Origin of the sequence: Streptomyces sp. NBC_00683, from assembly GCF_036226745.1 — a bacterium.
Lineage (GTDB): Bacteria > Actinomycetota > Actinomycetes > Streptomycetales > Streptomycetaceae > Streptomyces.
In genome coordinates this window covers 3983062-4001381 of record NZ_CP109013.1, presented here as the reverse complement: position 1 = coordinate 4001381, position 18320 = coordinate 3983062, and the positions used below count along the sequence as shown (strand labels likewise).

Annotated in this window: 18 protein-coding genes; 12 read left to right on the top strand and 6 right to left on the bottom strand. The window is 68.6% G+C overall.

The features are described 5' to 3' along the window. The first annotated feature begins 106 nt into the window (after positions 1 to 106). The 3 genes from mshA (at position 107) to OG257_RS17870 (ending at position 3895) form a co-directional block, all read left to right on the top strand. Complete coding sequence (mshA, locus tag OG257_RS17880) at positions 107 to 1459, top strand: D-inositol-3-phosphate glycosyltransferase (protein ID WP_329208710.1); 1353 nt, start codon at positions 107 to 109, stop codon at positions 1457 to 1459. Between the two features lie 37 nt (positions 1460 to 1496). After that, positions 1497 to 2006 carry a YbjN domain-containing protein gene (locus OG257_RS17875; RefSeq protein WP_329208709.1) on the top strand — a complete coding sequence of 170 codons (510 nt, stop codon included), beginning with the start codon at positions 1497 to 1499 and terminating at the stop codon, positions 2004 to 2006. Positions 2007 to 2125: 119 nt separating this feature from the next. Beyond that, entirely contained in the window at positions 2126 to 3895 is a 1770-nt protein-coding gene (locus OG257_RS17870) for a glycosyl hydrolase family 28-related protein (protein ID WP_329208708.1), read from the top strand. A 26-nt stretch (positions 3896 to 3921) separates the two neighbouring features. Here OG257_RS17870 and OG257_RS17865 read toward each other — a convergent pair whose 3' ends face one another. From OG257_RS17865 to OG257_RS17855, 3 genes are read right to left on the bottom strand one after another with little or no spacing between them, the layout of a single operon-like run. Beyond that, positions 3922 to 4926 carry a phosphotransferase family protein gene (locus OG257_RS17865; RefSeq protein ID WP_329208707.1) on the bottom strand — a complete coding sequence of 335 codons (1005 nt, stop codon included), beginning with the start codon at positions 4924 to 4926 and terminating at the stop codon, positions 3922 to 3924. A 17-nt stretch (positions 4927 to 4943) separates the two neighbouring features. Beyond that, positions 4944 to 5186 (bottom strand): hypothetical protein, encoded by a 243-nt coding sequence (locus tag OG257_RS17860; RefSeq protein ID WP_329208706.1) that lies wholly within the window; start codon positions 5184 to 5186, stop codon positions 4944 to 4946. After that, positions 5183 to 5431: a hypothetical protein gene (locus OG257_RS17855; RefSeq protein WP_329208705.1), complete on the bottom strand. Its 249-nt coding sequence runs from the start codon at positions 5429 to 5431 to the stop codon at positions 5183 to 5185. The genes OG257_RS17860 and OG257_RS17855 overlap by 4 nt, the downstream gene beginning before the upstream one ends. 247 nt (positions 5432 to 5678) lie before the next feature. Between OG257_RS17855 and OG257_RS17850 the strand changes: the two genes are divergently transcribed. The 9 genes from OG257_RS17850 to OG257_RS17810 all read left to right on the top strand — a co-directional run bounded on the left by OG257_RS17850 (position 5679) and on the right by OG257_RS17810 (position 14910). Next, positions 5679 to 6617, top strand: coding sequence for a MerR family transcriptional regulator (locus OG257_RS17850; RefSeq protein ID WP_329208704.1), 939 nt, complete (start codon positions 5679 to 5681; stop codon positions 6615 to 6617). Positions 6618 to 7064: 447 nt separating this feature from the next. After that, positions 7065 to 8693: a diacylglycerol kinase family protein gene (locus OG257_RS17845; protein WP_329215162.1), complete on the top strand. Its 1629-nt coding sequence runs from the start codon at positions 7065 to 7067 to the stop codon at positions 8691 to 8693. 1 nt (position 8694) lies between these two features. Beyond that, positions 8695 to 9648 carry a YihY/virulence factor BrkB family protein gene (locus tag OG257_RS17840; RefSeq protein WP_329208703.1) on the top strand — a complete coding sequence of 318 codons (954 nt, stop codon included), beginning with the start codon at positions 8695 to 8697 and terminating at the stop codon, positions 9646 to 9648. After that, on the top strand, positions 9649 to 10464 hold the full coding sequence (locus OG257_RS17835; protein ID WP_329208702.1) for a phosphatase PAP2 family protein: 816 nt from the start codon (positions 9649 to 9651) through the stop codon (positions 10462 to 10464). A 20-nt stretch (positions 10465 to 10484) separates the two neighbouring features. Next, positions 10485 to 10655, top strand: a complete 171-nt coding sequence (locus tag OG257_RS17830) for a hypothetical protein (protein WP_329208701.1) — start codon at positions 10485 to 10487, stop codon at positions 10653 to 10655. A 408-nt stretch (positions 10656 to 11063) separates the two neighbouring features. Continuing rightward, positions 11064 to 12350 carry an ice-binding family protein gene (locus OG257_RS17825; protein WP_329208700.1) on the top strand — a complete coding sequence of 429 codons (1287 nt, stop codon included), beginning with the start codon at positions 11064 to 11066 and terminating at the stop codon, positions 12348 to 12350. A gap of 88 nt (positions 12351 to 12438) precedes the next feature. Continuing rightward, positions 12439 to 13191 (top strand): DUF5819 family protein, encoded by a 753-nt coding sequence (locus tag OG257_RS17820; RefSeq protein ID WP_329208699.1) that lies wholly within the window; start codon positions 12439 to 12441, stop codon positions 13189 to 13191. Next, on the top strand, positions 13181 to 14404 hold the full coding sequence (locus tag OG257_RS17815) for an HTTM domain-containing protein (protein ID WP_329208698.1): 1224 nt from the start codon (positions 13181 to 13183) through the stop codon (positions 14402 to 14404). Before OG257_RS17820 ends, OG257_RS17815 begins: the two co-directional genes overlap by 11 nt. A gap of 104 nt (positions 14405 to 14508) precedes the next feature. Further along, complete coding sequence (locus OG257_RS17810; RefSeq protein WP_329208697.1) at positions 14509 to 14910, top strand: thiol-disulfide oxidoreductase DCC family protein; 402 nt, start codon at positions 14509 to 14511, stop codon at positions 14908 to 14910. 333 nt (positions 14911 to 15243) lie between these two features. Here the strand turns inward: OG257_RS17810 and OG257_RS17805 are convergent, their stop codons facing one another. The 3 genes from OG257_RS17805 to OG257_RS17795 form a co-directional block, all read right to left on the bottom strand. Further along, positions 15244 to 15708: a GIY-YIG nuclease family protein gene (locus OG257_RS17805; protein ID WP_329208696.1), complete on the bottom strand. Its 465-nt coding sequence runs from the start codon at positions 15706 to 15708 to the stop codon at positions 15244 to 15246. Positions 15709 to 16268: 560 nt separating this feature from the next. Beyond that, positions 16269 to 17492, bottom strand: a complete 1224-nt coding sequence (locus OG257_RS17800; RefSeq protein ID WP_329208695.1) for a hypothetical protein — start codon at positions 17490 to 17492, stop codon at positions 16269 to 16271. Further along, entirely contained in the window at positions 17489 to 18028 is a 540-nt protein-coding gene (locus tag OG257_RS17795) for a hypothetical protein (RefSeq protein ID WP_329208694.1), read from the bottom strand. The genes OG257_RS17800 and OG257_RS17795 overlap by 4 nt, the downstream gene beginning before the upstream one ends. Positions 18029 to 18320: the final 292 nt, after the last annotated feature.

Below are 18320 nucleotides of genomic sequence, written 5' to 3'. Positions count from 1 at the left end.
CATTTGGCAAAGTGGAAATGAAAGGCCTTGTTCCGCTGTTTTGCCACTTGAGAGGGGCCGTGTGCCCCCGACGCGTGATGCCCCGAGCGAGGAGGAGCGGACCCACGTGAGCCAGTACGTCTCCCGGCTCGGCAACAGCCGTGTGGCACCCCGCATCCGCTTCCCCGGCGGCTTCTCCGGTGGCCACCGCAAGCCCCGGCGTGTCGCGATGCTCTCCGTGCACACCTCCCCGCTGCACCAGCCGGGCACCGGCGACGCGGGCGGCATGAACGTGTACATCGTGGAGCTGGCCAAGCGCCTGGCCGCGATCAACGTCGAGGTCGAGATCTTCACCCGGGCCACCACGGGCGCCCTGCCCCCGTCGGTCGAACTGGCACCGGGCGTCCTGGTCCGGCACGTCGACGCGGGGCCGTACGAGGGCCTGGCCAAGGAGGAGCTGCCCGCGCAGCTCTGCGCCTTCACACACGGCGTGATGCAGGCCTGGGCCGGTCAGCGCCCCGGCCACTACGACCTCGTCCACTCGCACTACTGGCTCTCCGGCCAGGTCGGCTGGCTCGCCGCCCAGCGCTGGGGCGTCCCCCTCGTCCACGCCATGCACACCATGGCGAAGGTCAAGAACGCCGCGCTCGCCGAGGGTGACACCCCCGAGCCCGCCGCGCGGGTCATCGGCGAGACGCAGATCGTGAACGCCTCCGACCGGCTCATCGCGAACACCGCGGAGGAAGCGGACGAGCTCGTCCGCTTCTACGAGGCCGACCCGGCCTCGGTCGCCGTCGTCCACCCTGGGGTCAACCTGGACCGTTTCAGTCCCGCCGACGGCCGCGCCGCCGCGCGGGCCCGCCTCGGACTGCCGCAGGACGCCCTGGTCCCGCTCTTCGCCGGCCGCATCCAGCCGCTGAAGGCCCCCGACGTGCTGCTGCGCGCCGTCGCCGTACTCCTTGAGCGTGAGCCCTCGCTGCGCTCCCGCATCGTCGTGCCGGTCGTCGGCGGCCCCAGCGGCAGCGGGCTGGCCAAGCCGGAGGGCCTGCAGAAGCTGGCCGCGCGCCTGGGGATCGCCGATGTCGTGCGCTTCCACCCGCCGGTCGGGCAGGACCAGCTCGCCGACTGGTTCCGGGCGGCGTCCGTGCTGGTCATGCCCTCGTACAGCGAGTCGTTCGGGCTCGTCGCCATAGAGGCCCAGGCCTCCGGTACGCCGGTGATCGCGGCGGCGGTCGGCGGTCTTCCGGTGGCTGTGCGGGACGAGGTGAGCGGCTTCCTGATCCCGGGCCACGACCCGGACGCGTACGCGCGGGCCCTGGGCCGGTTCGCCGAGAGTCCGGAGCTGGTCGGCCGGATGGGCGCGGCGGCCGCCGCCCACGCCCAGTCGTTCGGCTGGGACACGGCGGCCTCGGCCACCGCCGACGTGTACACGGCGGCGATGTACGAACACCGCCGCCGGGCACGCACGCACCACGGCTGAGGTCTCGTCCCCGGTACCTCTGTCGTACGCTCGCACCATGGCTGACGTATCCGACGAAGCAGCAGTGGCGCAGGTCATCGAGGCGACGCTGAACGACGCGGAGCTCGAGTGGGAGAGCCCCGAGCCCGGCACCTTCGTCGTGAAACTGCCCGGCACCCGGAAGCTGTCCACGACCTGTTCCCTGCGCGTCGGCAAGCACTCCCTCTCCCTCAACGCGTTCGTCGTCCGTCACCCGGACGAGAACGACGCGGCCGTGCACCGCTGGCTCCTTGAGCGCAATCTGCGCCTGTTCGGGGTGAGTTACGCGATCGACCCGCTCGGCGACGTCTACCTCGTCGGCAAGTTCCCGCTCTCGGTGGTCACCCCCGAGGAGCTCGACCGGCTGCTGGGCACCGTTCTGGAGGCGGCGGACGGCGCTTTCAACTCCCTCCTCGAACTGGGCTTCGCGAGCGCGATCCGCAAGGAGTACGCCTGGCGGGTCGAGCGGGGCGAATCCACCCGGAATCTGGACGCGTTCACCCACCTGACCCAGCGCCCGGCCAACTGACCTTCAGCTCCACGAATTCGGCAGCGCAGGCATCTTCCGCTGCGCCGTCGCGCCGTGGCATGCTCGCCGCCGACGCAGATATGAACGTCGTTCATATACCTGAAAGGCGGTTCGGGCTCATGGGGAACCTCAGCAGACGCCGGCTGCTCGGCAGCGCCGTCGCCGTCACCGCGGCGGCCGCCGCCGGGGCGCTCGGTGGCGCGGGCACGGCACGGGCCGAGAACGGCGGCGGTACGGCACGCACGGCGAGCGGCGCCGTTGCGGAAGGGGCAGAAGGGGCGGGAGGGACCGCAGGCGCGGCAGGTTCCGGTGCCCGCACCCCGGGACCGTCGCCCCTGTGGCGGGAGTTCACCGCCGCCCCGTTCACCCACCCCCAGATCCCATTCATCGGCCGCGCCGGCTACCGCTCGGGCTCCGCCCTCCCGCGCCGGGCCGTCCGTCCCTTCGTCGCGGACGTCCTGGAGTACGGGGCCATGCCGGACGGTTCGGCCGACGCCGCCCCCGCAATCAACCGTGCCATCGCCGCTGCCGGAGAGCGTGGCGGTGGCACGGTGCTCATCCCGGCAGGGACGTACCGCATCGACGACATCATCCGCATCGGCCACAGCAACGTCGTGGTGCGCGGCGCGGGCAGCGGTGCGACGAAGCTGTACGCGACCAGGAACCTCACCGAGCTCATCGGCGCCTACGGCAGCCGCTACGGCGGCGACAAGTCCAGCTGGTCCTGGGCCGGCGGCCTCGTCTGGCTCTGCCCGGAAGACCGCTGGACCTCGCTCACCGACGCGATCAGGGCGAAGGCCTGGCCCTTCGAGGGCTGGACCGGCAACAAGCGCGACGAGTGGGAGACCCTGACCACCGTCGCCCCCGCCCGCCGCGGCGACCGGACGGTCACCGTCTCCTCCGCACGGCACCTGAAGCCGGGCCGGCTGGTCCTCCTCCGCCTCGCCGACGACGCCGGCCACACGCTGCTGCGGCACATGGCGGGCGACAGCGAGGGCGCCGCGTCGTACGTCTGGGACGACAAGACGAAGCTGACCTCGTACGTCCCCTACGAATGGCCGGTGCGCATCACCGCCGTACGCGGGCGGAAGGTCACCCTGGAGCGGCCCCTCCCGCTCGACGTGCGTCCCGAGTGGGACCCCCGTCTCACCACCCTCGCCACCCCGCTCACCGACTCCGGTGTCGAGGGCCTCACCCTCGAAGCGGTCGAGACCCCGCAGTCACCGCACCTGCTCGACAAGGGGTACAACGGCGTCGCCTTCCAGTGCGCCTACGACTGCTGGGCGGACGACATCACCGTCCGCCACGTCGACAACGGCTTCGGGCTGATCGGCGCGTCCGCCTGCACCCTGCGCCGTACGAAGGTCACGGGCCGGGGCGCGCACCACCCGTACTACTGCCGCGAGGGCTCGCACGACAACCTGATCGAGGACTTCACCGTCGAGGAGCGCACGGTCCCGGCGCCCGCCGGGACCCAGCTCCACGGCATCAACGTCGAGGGCCTGTCCAGCTACAACGTCTGGTCGAACGGGCGGATGGAGATGGGTACGTTCGACTCCCACCGGGGCATGCCGTTCGCCAACGTCCGTACGGACATCACGGTCGACAACAACGGGCGCCACGGCGGCGACGCCAGCGCGGGCCCCCTCTTCGGCGCCCGGTTCACCCACTGGAACATCCGGGTCACCAACGGCCGCGCAGGCCTCATGCGGATCGACGGCCTCGCCCCGTACAGCGCGACGGTCGGCATCAGCGAGGTGACGGAGTTCGACCAGATCGACGTCCCCGACTTCACCGGCGACCTGCACACCCGCCTGGAGGCGTACGGGACTCCTGAGGCCGTCCGCCCGCGCAACCTGTACCAGGCACAGCGCGACCTGACCCGCTGACGCCCCCCGCCGCACCGGCGCCGCGCTCACTCCCGCGAGCGCGGCGCCGACTCCACTGCCTCCAGTGCCGCCACGAGCCGCGGCGCCACCTCCCTCCACGTCCACTCCAGGGCGTCCTCCGGGGCCTCCCGGGGAACCGTCTCGGTGAGCATGATCAGGTAGAGGTAGCTGCGGTAGAGGGCGATCCTCAGCCGTACGGACGCGGTGAACTCCACCGGGCCGCCCGTCACGGACGCGTACCCGGCGAGGAAGTCCTTGTCCTCCTCCAGATCGCCGAGCAGGGCCGTCGAGACGAAATCGGCCACCGGATCGCCCCAGAACATCCGCTCGCCGTCGATGACTCCGCCGATGGACCGGGCACCCGGCTCCCCGGTCACCAGCACATTGCCCTGCCACAGATCGAAGTGGACCAGAGCCGGGACGGTCACCTCGTCCAGCACGGGCGTGGCGGCGTCCAGCACCGCCCGGATCTCCGCCACCGGGCGCGGCAGCCTGGCCCCGTACTTCTCCGCGTCGGCGAGCACCGCACCGGCCATCCCGGTGAACGCCTCGCGCCAGGTGGGGGAGAGCGGTCCGAGCGATTCGGCGGGGTACCCGAATCCGGCCGGTCCCCGCACGGTGTGGAGACGGCCGACGATCCGCCCGAGCTCCGTGCGCAGCCGCTGCTCCTCACCGTCCAGCAGATCCTCGGCCAGGTCGTTCCAGGGCCGCCCCGGACACGCGGTCATGACGACGTACGCGCCTGCCGGTGCCCCGGAGTCGAGTTCACTGTGCACGACCTGCGGGATCCTGCCGCCGCCGACTGCCGTGGCGGCCTCGTAGAAGGCGACCTCGTTGACCAGCAGGCGCTGTTCGTAGCTCATCCCGGTGGCGTGGAGGGGCGGGATCTTCACCACCCAGTCGCGGCCGTCCCGGAGCGTGACGCGGGTGACGGTGTTGTACGTGCCGCCGGTGAGCGGCTCGCAGGAGACGACGGCGCCCTCCGGGACCCCGACGGCCCTGAGTACGGCGGCAGTTGTACCGGTCTGCATCGGCGGATCCCCTCGGTTCACGGCAGTGGAACGAGTCTGACCACGGTGACCGTCAGCACGGATCCGGAGACGTAGTAGAGGACGATCGCCCCGTACACCGTCGCCTCGCGCCGGTCGTGCTCCCGTTTGACGGCGGACGACCCGTGCCCGTACGGATCCTTGCCCAGGGTGCGTGCCATCTCGTCCCGGAAGAAGTCGCCGTCCCGCATCTTGGCCAGGGTGTCGTCGGCCGGCGGCGCGTAGGAGATGCGGAAACTCAAGCGACGCTCCGCCTCTCGGCCTCGTCCTGCGCCAGCCGTTCCAGGATCTGCTCGGCCTCGGGATCGGGGACGGACTCCAGCATCCAGTGCCGCATGACGGCCTGGATCTCGTGGACACCCGCCCCGTTGATCGCGAGGTCGAACTCCTCACGTCTGTCCTCGGGCAGCGCGGCGCGGATGGCGGGGATGCTGTTGGGCACCTCCACCTCGGCACCGCCGACGAAGGTCTTCAGAGACTCGCTCATGATCGCTCTCCCCGATCTCCTTGCTCTCTGTGCACTGCCTACCCGTTCCGCGCTGCCTGAGCACCTGGCAACAGGCGGGCACGGGCGTCACGTTAGCCGGTGCGGCAAGGGCCGGTGCCGAGCCCCCTGCGTGCGGTCGACCCGCGGGCGGGGAGCCGGCGCCCGAACCACTGATCGGCGCCGTACTCCTCGAACCGCTCCACCGTTGACTTGAGTCTCCAGTAGGGGGAGACACGAACATGGGGGCATGAACGGCGACACGCTCTACTCGATCGGCGAACTCGCTCGGCGGACCGGTCTCACGGTCAAGACCATTCGGTTCTACTCCGATCGCGGAATCGTGGCGCCGACTGACCGCAGCCCGGCCGGCTACCGCCTTTACGACACCGACGCCGTCGCACGCCTGGACCTCGTGCGGACCCTGCGCGAGCTGGGGCTGGACCTTCCCACGATCCGCAAGGTCGTGGACCGCGAGGTCTCGCTTCCGGAGGTCGCCGCGGCGCACGCCGAAGCACTGACCGTGCAGATCCGTGTCCTGCGCCTGCGGCGCGCGGTGCTGACGGCGGTCGCCGAGCGCGGGTCCACACCTGAGGAGACGGAACTCATGCACCGACTGGCCCAGCTCTCCGAGGCGGAACGCCGTCGTCTGACCGGCGATTTCCTCGACGCCGTCTTCGGCGGTCCTGACGCGGCCCCCGTCTTTGCGGGGGTCATGCGCTCGATGACCCCCGAGCTGCCCGACAACCCGGAGCCGGAACAGGTCCAGGCGTGGGTGGAGTTGGCCGAAATGTCCCTGGACCCGGATTTCCGCTCCGTGTTGCGGCGGCTGGCCGAGTACCAGGAAACTGAGCAGGCCGTAATCGAAACGACGGGCCCGCGCCGCGACATTGCCGCAGTCGTCCGTGACCAGGCCGGCCCGGCCCTGGCCGCCGGCATCGACCCGGCCTCGCCCCAGGCCGATCCGGTCGTCGCGGCGTTCACGGCGCACTACGCGCACCTCCTCGCCCGCCCCGACGACGTCGAGTTGCGCCGTCGGCTGGCGGCTCGGCTGGAGAGCGTGAACGACCCCCGCAGGGAGCGGTACCTCCGGCTGCTTGCCGTGATCAACGGCTGGCCGGCCCCGGAGAGTCTGGCCCCGGAGTTGGACTGGTCCGTCCAGGCCCTGCGCGTTCGGACACAGCAATGACGGTGCTGCCGCTAGGCGCCCTGGGCCGGACGCGGGCCCCGGCAGTGGGGGCTAGGGCGCCGTTTGGCCTGGTCAGGTGCGTCGCGTGGACACCTCGTCGGCTCGGCAGCGCATGACAGGGCCCCCAGCCGCTGCGACCGGGGCAGCCGCCGTTCCGTGACGGGGAGAGAGGCGGTTCCCGTCTGCAGGTCTGGAGGGGCGAGGAGGGGGAACACGGCGAAAACGCCGGGTGAGCCCCGGTTCCACCCAAAGCCCGAGGGCCACCGAGACGACGGGAACGCCATGCCGACCGACACACCGGAAAGACGCACCGCCCTCCCCGGTGGGCACGTGTCCGCCGCGCCACCCCCTACGGGCGAGTACGTCCCGGCCCGGCCGGCCCGGCTTTCCGGGCCGACCCGGGCGGTCGCGGAGCGCCCGCTCCGTACCCCGGAGACCGCCGGGGGCATGGGCCGGGCCGCAGGGATCATCGCCTCGACGGCGGTCTGCCAGGCGGCCCTGATGGTGGGGTTCGGACTCCTGATCACCGGACCCGCGGCCCGCGTATGGCCGCTGACGTCCGAGGACGACGTCACCGACGCGCTGGAGCGCGCCCGTACCGGCACGCTCGACACGGTGTCCCTCGTCGTCTCCGAGGCGGGCAACACGGCCACGGTCGTCGCGGGCACCCTCCTGGCCTGCCTCGTCCTCCTCGTGGTCCCACGGCTTCCCAGGTGGCGGGACGCGCTCTTCCTGTCCGTCGCCGTCTCGCTCCAGTCCCTGGTCTTCCTGGTCATCACCGAAGCGGTGGACCGCACCCGGCCGGACGTCGAACGGCTCGACGCCTCGCCCCCCACCTCCAGTTACACCTCAGGACACACCGGCGCCGCGACAGCCCTGTACGCCGGCATCGCGATCCTGGTCCTGCACCGGACGAAGGGGCCGTGGCGCAGGGCCGTGGCGGTACTGCTGTTCCTCGTGCCCCTGCTGGTGGGGATCGCCAGGGCGTACCGGGGGATGCACCATCCGACGGACATCGCGGGAGGCCTGGTCAACGGCGGCCTGTCCCTGCTCGTCGTCGGCCGCGCCCTGCTGACCGGACCGCACGTGCCCGCCCCCGCTCCTGCCGACGCGGCGGCCCGTAAGGCACCGGCCCCCAGGGCGTCGACGGAGCAGGCCCCCGGTCGCACCGCGGTGGTCTTCAACCCCACCGTCACCGACGAGGCGGCCTGTGCCGGCCTGCGACGGGTTCTCGAGGACCACGGTCACCACGGGGCGGACTTCGTGCCGACGACCGCCGAGGACCCGGGGGAGGGACAGACGGCGCGCGCGGTGCGGGACGGGGCGTCACTCGTCGTGGTCTGCGGCGGCGACGGGACCGTCCGGGCGGCGGCGGAGGCGCTGGCCGGTACGGGCATACCGCTCGCGGTGGTGCCCTGCGGCACGGGCAACCTCCTCGCCCGCAACCTGGGTCTCCCGGTGAAACCGGAGGAGGCGCTGGCCGTCGCGCTGCGCGGTGCTCCGCACCGCATCGACCTCGGGCGGATCGAGGGCGACGGCATCGCGCCCGCGCACTTCACGGTGATGTCCGGGGCCGGGCTCGACGCCGCGATGCTGGAGAGCACCAGCGACCGTGCCAAGGCCGTACTCGGCTGGCCCGCCTATGTGGTGGCGGGCCTGCGGGAACTGCGCGCGCCCCGGATGCGCCTGACGGTCGGCCTCGACGGAGCGCGGCCCCTGCGCCGCACCGCCCGGATGGTGCTCCTCGCCAACACCGGCAAGGTCCAGGGCGGCGCCGCGCTGGTCCCGGCGGCCCGGCCCGACGACGGCGTGCTCGACCTCATGATCCTCGACCCGCGCGGACCGATGGGCTGGCTGGGCGCCGTCGTCTCGCTGGTACGCCGCAGGCCGGAGGGGGAGATCGGCCACACCGGCCGGTTGCCCGTGGAGTACTTCACCTTCCGCCACGCGGACATCCGCTTCGAGTCACCGCAGCCACGCGAGCTGGACGGCGACCCCGTGGCCCCGGGCCGGCGCCTCACCGCCCAGGTCAGGCCCGGCGCGCTGACCGTTCTCATGCCTGCGCGGGGGGAGTGAGATGGGCACCGCCACCCGGGTCCCGCAGACCCGCGACATGGTCGGCAGCGAACTCTCCGGCGACGAGGCGCTGACCGCCCTGCGGCGCTACGGCCGATGGCCGCTGCTGCGCGACTCCTTCGTCCGCTTCCGGTACGCCGACGGCTTCAGCCACTCCCGGGCGCTCGCCCTGCAGACCGTGCTGGCCGTGGTGCCGCTGGTCATCGCCTTCGTCGGGCTGTCGACAGCCCTGCACACGGAGAACCTGGGCAGGGTGGCGGAACTGACGATCCACCGGATCACGGCGGGGCCGAGCGCCGCGGTGGTCGACGACGCGCTGGACCGCAGCCGGCAGAGGGCCGACGACGGGGCCCAGCTCGCCCTGTGGTTCGGACTCGTCTTCTCCCTGACCAACACGACGACGGCGATGTGCCAGATAGAGCGCGGTGCCAACCGCATATACGGGGTCGAGCGGGACCGGGTCTTCCACCTGAAGTACCTGCGGGGGCTCGTGATGTCGCTGACCGCCGGAATCCCGCTCGGCATCGGCTTCGTCGCCATGGTGGCCGGAGGCGACCTGGTACCGGCCGTCGTCGAGGTGTACGACCTCGGCGCCGGCGCCCGGTCCGCATGCGAACTGCTGCGCTGGCCCGCCGGGGTGGTCCTCGTCGTCATTTCGGCGAGCGCGATCTTCCGCCGGTCGCCCAGGCGCCGCCAGCCGGGCTACACCTGGCTGGCCTTCGGCGCCGCCGTGTACCTGGTGCTCTGGACGACGCTGACCTGGCTGCTCAGCCTCTACCTCGAGGTCAGCGGTTCGTTCGACACCGTGTACGGCCCGCTCACGGCCTTCATGTCCCTGCTGCTCTGGGCCTACCTCACCTCCATCGCCCTCTTCCTCGGCCTCTCCTTCGCCGCCCAGCTGGAGGCGGTGCGGGCCAAGCGGCCCGGTCCCGTACAACCCGACCCAGGAGCCTGAATGACTGCCCGACCCGCTGCCCCGGCCCGACGACGGAGCCGCCGGGACGCCGACCGCAGATTCGGTGTCCGGCTGTTCGGTTCCGTGGCCGTCGCCGCTGTCGCAGCCGTCCTGTTCGGCCTCCTGTTCGTCCTCGTGGAGAGCGGCTGGGGACCGCTGCGACGCCTCGACGCGGGCGCGGCCCGGTGGCTGAACCGGACCGCCCTCGACCATCCGGCGTGGACCGGCACCCTGCGCTTCTTCTCCGACGTGGTGTGGGACCCGGTGACCCTGCGCGCGGCGGTCGCGGTGCTCACCGTGTGGCTGATGTACCGCCGTGCCTGGCGCCTGGCCGCGTGGTCGGCCGTCACCGCGGTGGCGGGAGGACTGACGGGGCTGCTCGTCAAGAGCGTCGTCGAGCGGGCGAGGCCGGACCTGCCGGACCCGGTGGCACACGCCCCCGGCTTCTCCTTCCCCTCCGGCCACGCGATGACGGCCACGACGTCGTTCGCGATCCTGCTGCTCGTTCTCCTGCCCCTGGTGCGCCCCGGCTTCCGTCCCCTGTGCTGGGCCGTCGCGGCCGTCTCCGTACTGGGTGTCGGCTTCACCCGCATCGCCCTGGGCGTCCACTGGTTCAGCGATGTGGTCGGCGGCTGGACGCTCGGGGTCGCCGTGGTGGCAGTGACCGGCTGGTCCTTCGAGGCCTGGCGCGCCGACGCGGGCCTCGGCCGGACCGAGATGGCGGAGGGCCTGGAGCCGGAACTCGGCGACGGCGACGACGATCCGGAGGCGGGATCGGCTTCCGCTCGGACAGGGACGACTCGCCGAACCGGTTGAGGGCTCGTACCGTGCGCCGGATGACCGGGCCGAGTCTCTGGCGGAGCAAGGTCCTGGCCACGCAGGTGCCCGCCGCGATTTACATCGGCGTGCCTCAGGACGACGCCGACGCGGCAGTCACGGCCCTCCGCGAAGCCGGAGCGTGGGCAGAGGTGAGGGAACAGCCTGAGCCGGACCACCTCAAGCCCTGAAGGACGGCCGGTCCGAGCGCTTCCCTGTCTGTGAAGGAAAGCGCGGCTGTCACATGGCGTCGTCGAGACCTGTGGACTGTCGACCGCCACGCCGGTACCGAATCGGGTGTGTGATCTCACCTGGACGGCGGCAGGTTCTTGTCTGTTGCGGATGTCCTTGCGACAGAGGAAGAAGTTTTGGCTCCAGCGAGTTACGTGATCGACGTGTTCGGGTGAATGTTCATATAGTCAATTCTGTGCAATCGGGGTTTCCCTGTGCATTGATATGAAGAATTCCCGGCGATCGGGAGTGCGACTTTCCGGGGCGTGCAAGTTACTGCGTAATATGCGGCGACAACGTGAAGGTTTCCCGGGCGATTCGGTTGGGCCCGGATGCCATGGATCCCTCCCATAGGAAATGGCCTCTCGATGAAGCTGAAAATCCCCAAGCTGGCTCGCCGTCGTGCTTTGTCCGGTTGGCTCGCCTCGGGCCTCGCCGCAACTATCGCCGGCGTCATGGTCGCTGTGACGCCTACGCCGGCGTCGGCCATCGCACTGCCCGTCCCCCTGGGCACGGCCGCCCAGTACTCCGTTCTGTCCGGTCAGGGAGTCACCAACACCGGCCCCTCCGTGCTCGGCCAGAGCCTCGGAACACACCCGAATCCGGCCATCACCGGGTTCCCGCCCGGCCTGGTGCAGGGCGCCGTGCACCCTGCGGATGCCCCGGCCCTCCAGGCCAAGAGCGATCTGCTCGTGGCGTTCAACAACGCGGCCGGTCAGGCCCCGGACTTCGCGCTTGCGGCGGGAATCGGCGGGGGACAGACACTGTCTCCGGGAGTCCACAAGGCTGTCATGGGTCTCGGAATCACCGGCGACCTGATCCTGGACGCCGACGGCGACTCCAGCGCTGTGTGGGTCTTCCAGGTTCCTGAGTCGCTGACGACGGCAACCAACAGCCGGATCCTCCTCACGAACGGCGCTTCGGCGTGCAACGTGTACTGGCAGATCGGCGTGACGGCGACTCTCGGTACCACCTCCAGGTTCGTCGGCACCATCATGGCCGGGACCTCGATCACCGTGGACCAGGGGACGAACATCGAGGGCCGGGCGCTGGCCAGTAACGGCTCCGTGACGCTCAACAACAACAGGATCTTCCAGGGCAACTGCTCGACCACGACCACCGGCGGAACGACGACCGGAACGACGACCGGTACCACCACGGGCGGTGTCCTCGGTGGCGTACTGGGCGGCGCGACGACCGGTGGCGCGACCACCGGCGTTCTCGGCGGTGTTCTCGGCGGAGTCTCGACCGGGGGCGGCCTGCTCGGCGGTCCGATCGCCGGCACGGTGACCGGCGGTACGTCCGGCAACATCTCCGGCAACACCTCCGGAAACATTGCGGGCAACACGACCGGTGGCGACACCGCAGGGAACACCGAGGGCAACACGACCGGTGGTCACACCTCAGGGAACATCACCGGCGGTAACGGTGGCCAGCCCGGCGGGCCCGGCCACGGCGGACCGGACGAGGGTGAAGGACCTGGCCACGGAGGCGGTCCTGACCACGGCGAAGGACCGGACCACGGGCACGGCGGGAAGCCTGGTCATGGCCCTGAGGACAAGCCGGGGCACGGACCTGACGAAAAGCCCGGAAAGCACCACGGCTACGGGGACAAGCCCGACGAGCAGGGCGGCCCCGAAGGTCACGCGGGCTAGGTCCACGGAATGACGGAATAACAGCCTGACGGCATGCGGCGGAATTAAAATTCTGCCGCATGCCGTCAGCGGCATTTCCGTCAACGGCATGGATTCGAGAGTTGACATGAGAAAAACTGGGTGGGCGGTGTCGGGCAAAATTCAAGCAGTGGACACGGAAGAAGTGCAGCAGACCGATTCCGGTCCGCCCGGCGACAGTCGTCACGACGAGGCCGTACCGCGCAAGGGGGCCAGGGGTGCGCGGGTGCTGCACACGAGTTTGTCCATCGTCGTGCTCATGTGTATGGCGACAGCTTTGACCCACGTTGCCATGGTCTTTCTTCATGTGGCGCCCGCAAACACGATCTCGAAGCGGTACAGCCCTCAGGTGAATGCGTGGGTGTACCCCCTGTTCGAGCAGAATTGGCGCCTGTTCGCCCCGGACCCCGACTCCGCCAACCGCCGCATCCTGGCAAGGACCTCGCACACAGCCGCCGACGGATCGGTCCGGGTGAGTGACTGGTTCGACCTGGCCGCCGTGGACTCTGCGGCAGTCGAGCACAATCCGTTCCCGAGCCACACGACGCAGAACCTGTTGCGTCGCGCCTGGACCACCTACGTCGAACTGCACGGCGCAGGCGACGAGTCGCGCTCGGAACGCGCAGTGATGATGCAGGAGTACCTGCGCAACATCGCCTCCGACCGCATCGCGGACCACAACGGCGGCCCGTTCGAGTTCATCCAGCTTCGCGTCATGACGCTGCCCATCGCCGCGCCCGGTACGGCGGCTGCGGACCGCCCGCCCGTCCCGGTCGAGAACCGGTTGCTGCCTTGGTGGAAGGTGACCCCCGATGGGAACTGACCAGATCCCCCCACGCCCCTCGCCGGCAGCAACCCTGGAACCTCCGACGGGGCAGAAGACCACGGGACCCGGTCCGGTCCGATGGCTCTCCGACCGGGCGGGTGCCTTCTGGGCGCTTGTGACCGGCCGGCCGGTGTCCTTGTACGCGGCCGCGGTCCTGCGCATCGGCTACGGACTGCTGTACCTCCTCTTCCTCCTGCGCGAGTTCCCCCACCGTGACGAGATCTGGGGCCCCGGATCGCCATGGACCCCCGAGCTGGCGGAACAACTCTTCGTCCAGTCAGGCTGGAACAGCATCCTGGCTCTGTCTGACGGCCGTACCTACTTCGAGCTCTGCTACGGAGGGGCCCTCCTCACGTCGGCACTGTTCATGCTGGGCTGGCGGACCCGCGCCGTGTCCGTCCTCTTCGCCGGGGTGGTGGTCTCGTTCCACGCGAGAGCGATCTTCATGACGGACGGGGGAGACAACCTGATCCTGCTGATGGCCGTCTACCTCGTCTTCACCGCCTGCGGCCGACGCTGGTCCCTGGACGCGCGCAGAACCCGGCGGGCCGCTGCGCGACCGGGGCAGGTGTCAGTACCAGCGGGGAACGCCTGGCTGCGGCAACTGGGCGACGCGCGAGTCACCTTGACGACCGTCATGCACAACTGCGGCCTCTTCGTCATCGCGGCCCAGGTCTGCCTCCTCTACGGAGCGGCCGGCCTGTACAAGGTCCAGGGCGGGTCCTGGGGCGGGGGAACCGCTCTCCACTACGTTCTGAACCTCGAACTCTTCCAGCCCTGGCCGGCACTCTCGCACCTGGTGGACCAGTACGCGACCCTGATCGCGATCGCCAGCTACGTCACGGTGCTCCTGCAGGTCGCTTTCCCCTTCGTGCTCTTCGGCAGGCTGAAGTACCCCGTTCTCGCCATGCTTCTGGGCATGCACATCGGCATCGCGGTGCTCATGGGGCTTCCCCTCTTCTCCGGGGCAATGATCGTGGCGGACGCGGCGTTCCTCCCTGACCGCTTCTACGTCTTTCTGGCCCGCACGGTCCGGCAAGTGGCAGGGCGAATGGGCCTGCGACGGTCGGCTCCTCCAGGTGGGGCAGGGGCACGGTCCGTACCTCCGCAGGTCAGGGGCAGCTCACCCGGCATCGGGCAGCAGCCCGCTCCGGGACGAGGGCGGCCGGATGGCGCACAGGGAGATCGAGTGGCGCCGGACCTGCGCTGAGCTCGGCGAGCCGGCACTTGTCCGACCACCTCATCGCAGACGTGCACTGTCAGGAGCGGGACCGCCTCCCGACGCAGGGAAGTTCGTTCAGACAGGATGAGTCCATGCCGAATCGATCTGTCCTGGTCTACGACGGTGACTGCGCCTTCTGTACGACCTCGGTGAACTACCTCATGCGGCGATTGCGGCCGAACTGCGATGTCACGGCGTGGCAGTTCGCGGATCTGGAAGCTCTCGGCGTCACCCAGCAGCGGGCCGAACGCGAGCTGCTGTACGTCTCGCCGGCCGGCACGGTGTACGGCGGCGCGCAGGCCGTCGCCAAACTCCTGTTGCGCGCCGGTGGCGTCTGGGCCTGGCCGGGCGGCCTGCTGACCCTGCCTCCGATGCGCTGGATCGCCCACGGTCTCTACCGGCTCATCGCCACCAACCGTGACCGCCTGCCCGGCGGCACGCCGGCCTGCGCATTGCCGGCGGACCGCAGGCCCGGCACGCAGCCTGCCGGCTGAGGGCGGCCGCGTGTGAGTCCTGCCGAATAGCCGGGACCGCGCTCGGCAAGCTCTCGGTCAGGCCCTCCGACTGCCGCAAGGGTCGTCGCGCTGAGGTCCCACAGAGGGCCCAGGCCGCGAAAATGCCCCCGCTCCGCGCCGTGTGCGCAGGTCGGGGGCATGATCACGAAGGCTACTTCTTCTTGCCCTGGGTCTTGCGGTAGATCTCGCCGACCAGGGTTTTCGCAGGTGGGGACGCTGATCGACTGCGGGTGAGTAGTCGCCATTGGTCGTCATTGGGTGCCGTTGAGCAACCTCGGACGGCCCAGGGACGGCCCAGACAGTCCCCTCAGCCTAGGAGCTGATGGGTAACTCGCGCGCTCGCTGTCGTGCTTGTGCCCGTAGCTCCTTCAGGCGGCTGTGATACGCGTTATGGCGGTTCTGGTCGAGGTTCAGCGGGAGGTCGAGTTGGGAGATGAGGTGTGACTCCAGCTCCCACGGTTTGTCCTGCTCGATCCAGCACACTTGGGCGTTGTCCGCCATCCACTGGCTCAGGGTGGCTTCGCCTGCCTTGCCGAAGGTCATTCGCTTACCGCTGCCTACGCGACGCAGCTCAAGTCCGAGCAGGCACCCCAGAGTGAGTCGCAGCGTCGAGCCGGCCGCGTTGCCCCGGTAGTGATAGCGCACCCGCTTGCGCAGGTTCTGGGCACTGGTCCGGTTCGCCATGTACCGCGGAGCTATGCCGACGTATAGCAAGCGTCCGGCGGGCAGGTCCTTATGGGGTGTCTGCTCGAAGTGCCACCCATAGACTCCTGGCACCGCTGGCACAGGACTCGGACGCAGCAAGACTTCATGCGCCGACCAAAGCCGGTCTGGACCGATGAGTGAAGTAGGTTCCACGAAGCCTCCAGTCGTGCAACGGCTGACTGCCGCAGGCTACTGGTCGAGTGAGCACCGGTTTAGGAGTTCAATCGGAGAGCCGTCGCATCCCTAGGCGCCAAGCACTGCGCTGCTGTTGGCGACCTGCTGGCGCTGTCTCCGTCCGCCGCTGCGAACTCCAGTCGGCCGCTTGGAGCATATATTGGTCAGCCGCGATCGCGGCTGATTTCACAGCTTTTCTGCTGTACCTGCCGACGACCGTCATGGCAGGTTGGCGCCATGAGCGACGCGAAAGACTCACGCAATCCCGCAGGCATCGGAGTGGGAGACGTCTACCCGGACCGGTCCTTCCACCCAGTGCTCTGCAGGAAGATCGATGATGGCGGCGGGGTGGTGCTCAGCGGCATTACGGGGCCATGATCGCTCGCTCCAATGCAGCACCAGCCCAGAGCTGCTTCAACACCCTTGTGTATCTCTCCCGTCTCAACGGCGATATGTACTCATCGGCTCAGCTCATCATTGAAGATTACTTCCCCTTCGAGGAAATAGCCGCTATTGACTCTAAGCAATCGCCCCATGGCGGTTGCCATAATGCCGCGGCTGTGAGCCTCGGTAGCCAACTCGTAGTTGTTTTGACTCACTGGAATTTGAACATCAAGAGCGCCCTCGCGGGTTCCCGAACGAATAACGATGGAATACTGGGTCCCCCAGTCACTGATTTTCCGGTCATCGACTTGGAGTGCAATTACCGCACCTCTGATCTCGGTAAATTCCGTAGTAGGCACTGTCGGAGCGGGGGAGGCCGCAGGTTTTTCCATCAAGCCCCTCTGCGTGTCTGCTGTGAATCGCTCATCGTAGTTCCCTCTCAAGATCTCTCTCACCCGCGGCCCCGTCATGCCTAGCTGCCTAATCGTGGCAGACTCTAGAATGAGCGATGCATCAGGAACATGACGAGGAACTCCACGCGCAGGCGCCCACCTGAACGAGATATCGACCACCTGAAGCCCTTGCACTCTAGACAAATCATGTACTGAATCGGCAAGCGCAATGACTAGAGGAGCAAACTCATCAGACACCGCAGAATGGATATCTTCGGAGATGGATGTAACGCGATTAAGGCCGATAGCGAGATTTTCCACCACGCGGCGAGCGAATAGAGCCTCCGCCCCCCTGCCCATTCGCGGACCGGAGAGGATCGGAAAAACAAAACTTCCTCGTCGCGTATGCCCGAGAGTGACATTTCTTTCGATGTACTGTCTGGCTTCCGGTTTCATGCGACCCGTAAACTCTTTACCAGGACTGGCGGTATAGCGAGCAGACAGCTTTAGCATGCGCTGCGCGACGCGCAGAACGCCATCTGCTTCATCTAGGCTTACGGAATCATGCGAATTCTGCCCGCCGGAAATTCGGAACAGGAGGACATCGGCATCATCTAGCTTAAGCCGGTGAGATAGTTCGTGTGCATCGATTCGATAGTAGTCGGCAACCGCCTTCAAAAACTCAACAAACCTGCGCGCGAAATCTCTGTACTGCTCGTTTATCGGCAAGAGATAGATCTCGGAATCAACCTCCCTGTTTTGAGTCGTCGGCTCCGCCCACTCCTCAAGGAGGCCTTCTCGTCTATCAACTAGATCCCAGCCCTGGGTGTACAGGTAGCGTGATACCCGCTCGGGGGACACGAGCGAAGTGAGGGCGTAGAAGTCATCCACCAGGTTCTGACTCATCGCCCACCTCCATCACCCAGAATCTTGATTTCGCTCTGGATGTATTCGCTGTCGAATACATCCTCGCGCCGGAGATGCACCGTCCCGGACTCTTGCCCGGAGGGCAGCGGGCGCCAGTCATGAGGGTCGGACCTAAGCATGATGCCATCGAGCACCATGCGATCGCCGTCGGTCATAACCTGAGGGATGTCGGTGCCCCGCGGGAAGATGTGTGCCACGAACTTGATCGGCAGGAAGGCAGGGGCCCGCAGGTTCTCGTATTGATCACGTGGTAGCGAGATCGCAAAGTCACCGCCGGCCAAGGCCCGGACTGCGCCGCCAACACTGCTCGCCTTGATCTGCACATCGAAGCGGGGACGTCTGCGCTGATGCGGGCCGGATCCAAGGATCGTCACGTCTAGGCACTCGTAGTCCAGCTGAGGATCGCTGAGGAAGCAGCCCGCGCCGGTAGCCAGGAGGCCCAACGTCAAGTAGCTGACGCGTTCCTTGAGCGCGCTTTCCGGCAGACCAAGGCGGCGAAGGCCCTCCTTGCTCACGCTCTGCACCCTCGCCTGGTCACGCCTCTAAGTCCCTATTTTCTGCCGGTCGTTACGCCACCGCACGACAGTACCCACTGAGCACATGGCTTGAAGGCTGGTCGGCGAAGCTGATCGTGACATGAGCACTTCTGCCGTAGTGGTAGCCAACTCTGACCGTCGCTGGTCAAGCTTCAGTGAGCTGGCCTTGCTCCCCTGCATACCTACGGAAGTGCCCAGTCGACAGCACGAGACGGGATGCTTTGGTGGGAGCCCGCCAACCAGCACGCCGGAAGGACGTAGTGGGTTCGGG

Coding starts and splice junctions, on each gene's coding strand:
- OG257_RS17875 (WP_329208709.1), top strand. CDS start 1,497: ATGGCTGACGTATCCGACGAAGCAGCAGTGGCGCAGGTCATCGAGGCG.
- OG257_RS17870 (WP_329208708.1), top strand. CDS start 2,126: ATGGGGAACCTCAGCAGACGCCGGCTGCTCGGCAGCGCCGTCGCCGTC.
- OG257_RS17865 (WP_329208707.1), bottom strand. CDS start 4,926: ATGCAGACCGGTACAACTGCCGCCGTACTCAGGGCCGTCGGGGTCCCG.
- OG257_RS17855 (WP_329208705.1), bottom strand. CDS start 5,431: ATGAGCGAGTCTCTGAAGACCTTCGTCGGCGGTGCCGAGGTGGAGGTG.
- OG257_RS17850 (WP_329208704.1), top strand. CDS start 5,679: ATGAACGGCGACACGCTCTACTCGATCGGCGAACTCGCTCGGCGGACC.
- OG257_RS17845 (WP_329215162.1), top strand. CDS start 7,065: ATGGGCCGGGCCGCAGGGATCATCGCCTCGACGGCGGTCTGCCAGGCG.
- OG257_RS17840 (WP_329208703.1), top strand. CDS start 8,695: ATGGGCACCGCCACCCGGGTCCCGCAGACCCGCGACATGGTCGGCAGC.
- OG257_RS17835 (WP_329208702.1), top strand. CDS start 9,649: ATGACTGCCCGACCCGCTGCCCCGGCCCGACGACGGAGCCGCCGGGAC.
- OG257_RS17830 (WP_329208701.1), top strand. CDS start 10,485: ATGACCGGGCCGAGTCTCTGGCGGAGCAAGGTCCTGGCCACGCAGGTG.
- OG257_RS17825 (WP_329208700.1), top strand. CDS start 11,064: ATGAAGCTGAAAATCCCCAAGCTGGCTCGCCGTCGTGCTTTGTCCGGT.
- OG257_RS17820 (WP_329208699.1), top strand. CDS start 12,439: ATGGATTCGAGAGTTGACATGAGAAAAACTGGGTGGGCGGTGTCGGGC.
- OG257_RS17815 (WP_329208698.1), top strand. CDS start 13,181: ATGGGAACTGACCAGATCCCCCCACGCCCCTCGCCGGCAGCAACCCTG.
- OG257_RS17810 (WP_329208697.1), top strand. CDS start 14,509: ATGCCGAATCGATCTGTCCTGGTCTACGACGGTGACTGCGCCTTCTGT.
- OG257_RS17800 (WP_329208695.1), bottom strand. CDS start 17,492: ATGAGTCAGAACCTGGTGGATGACTTCTACGCCCTCACTTCGCTCGTG.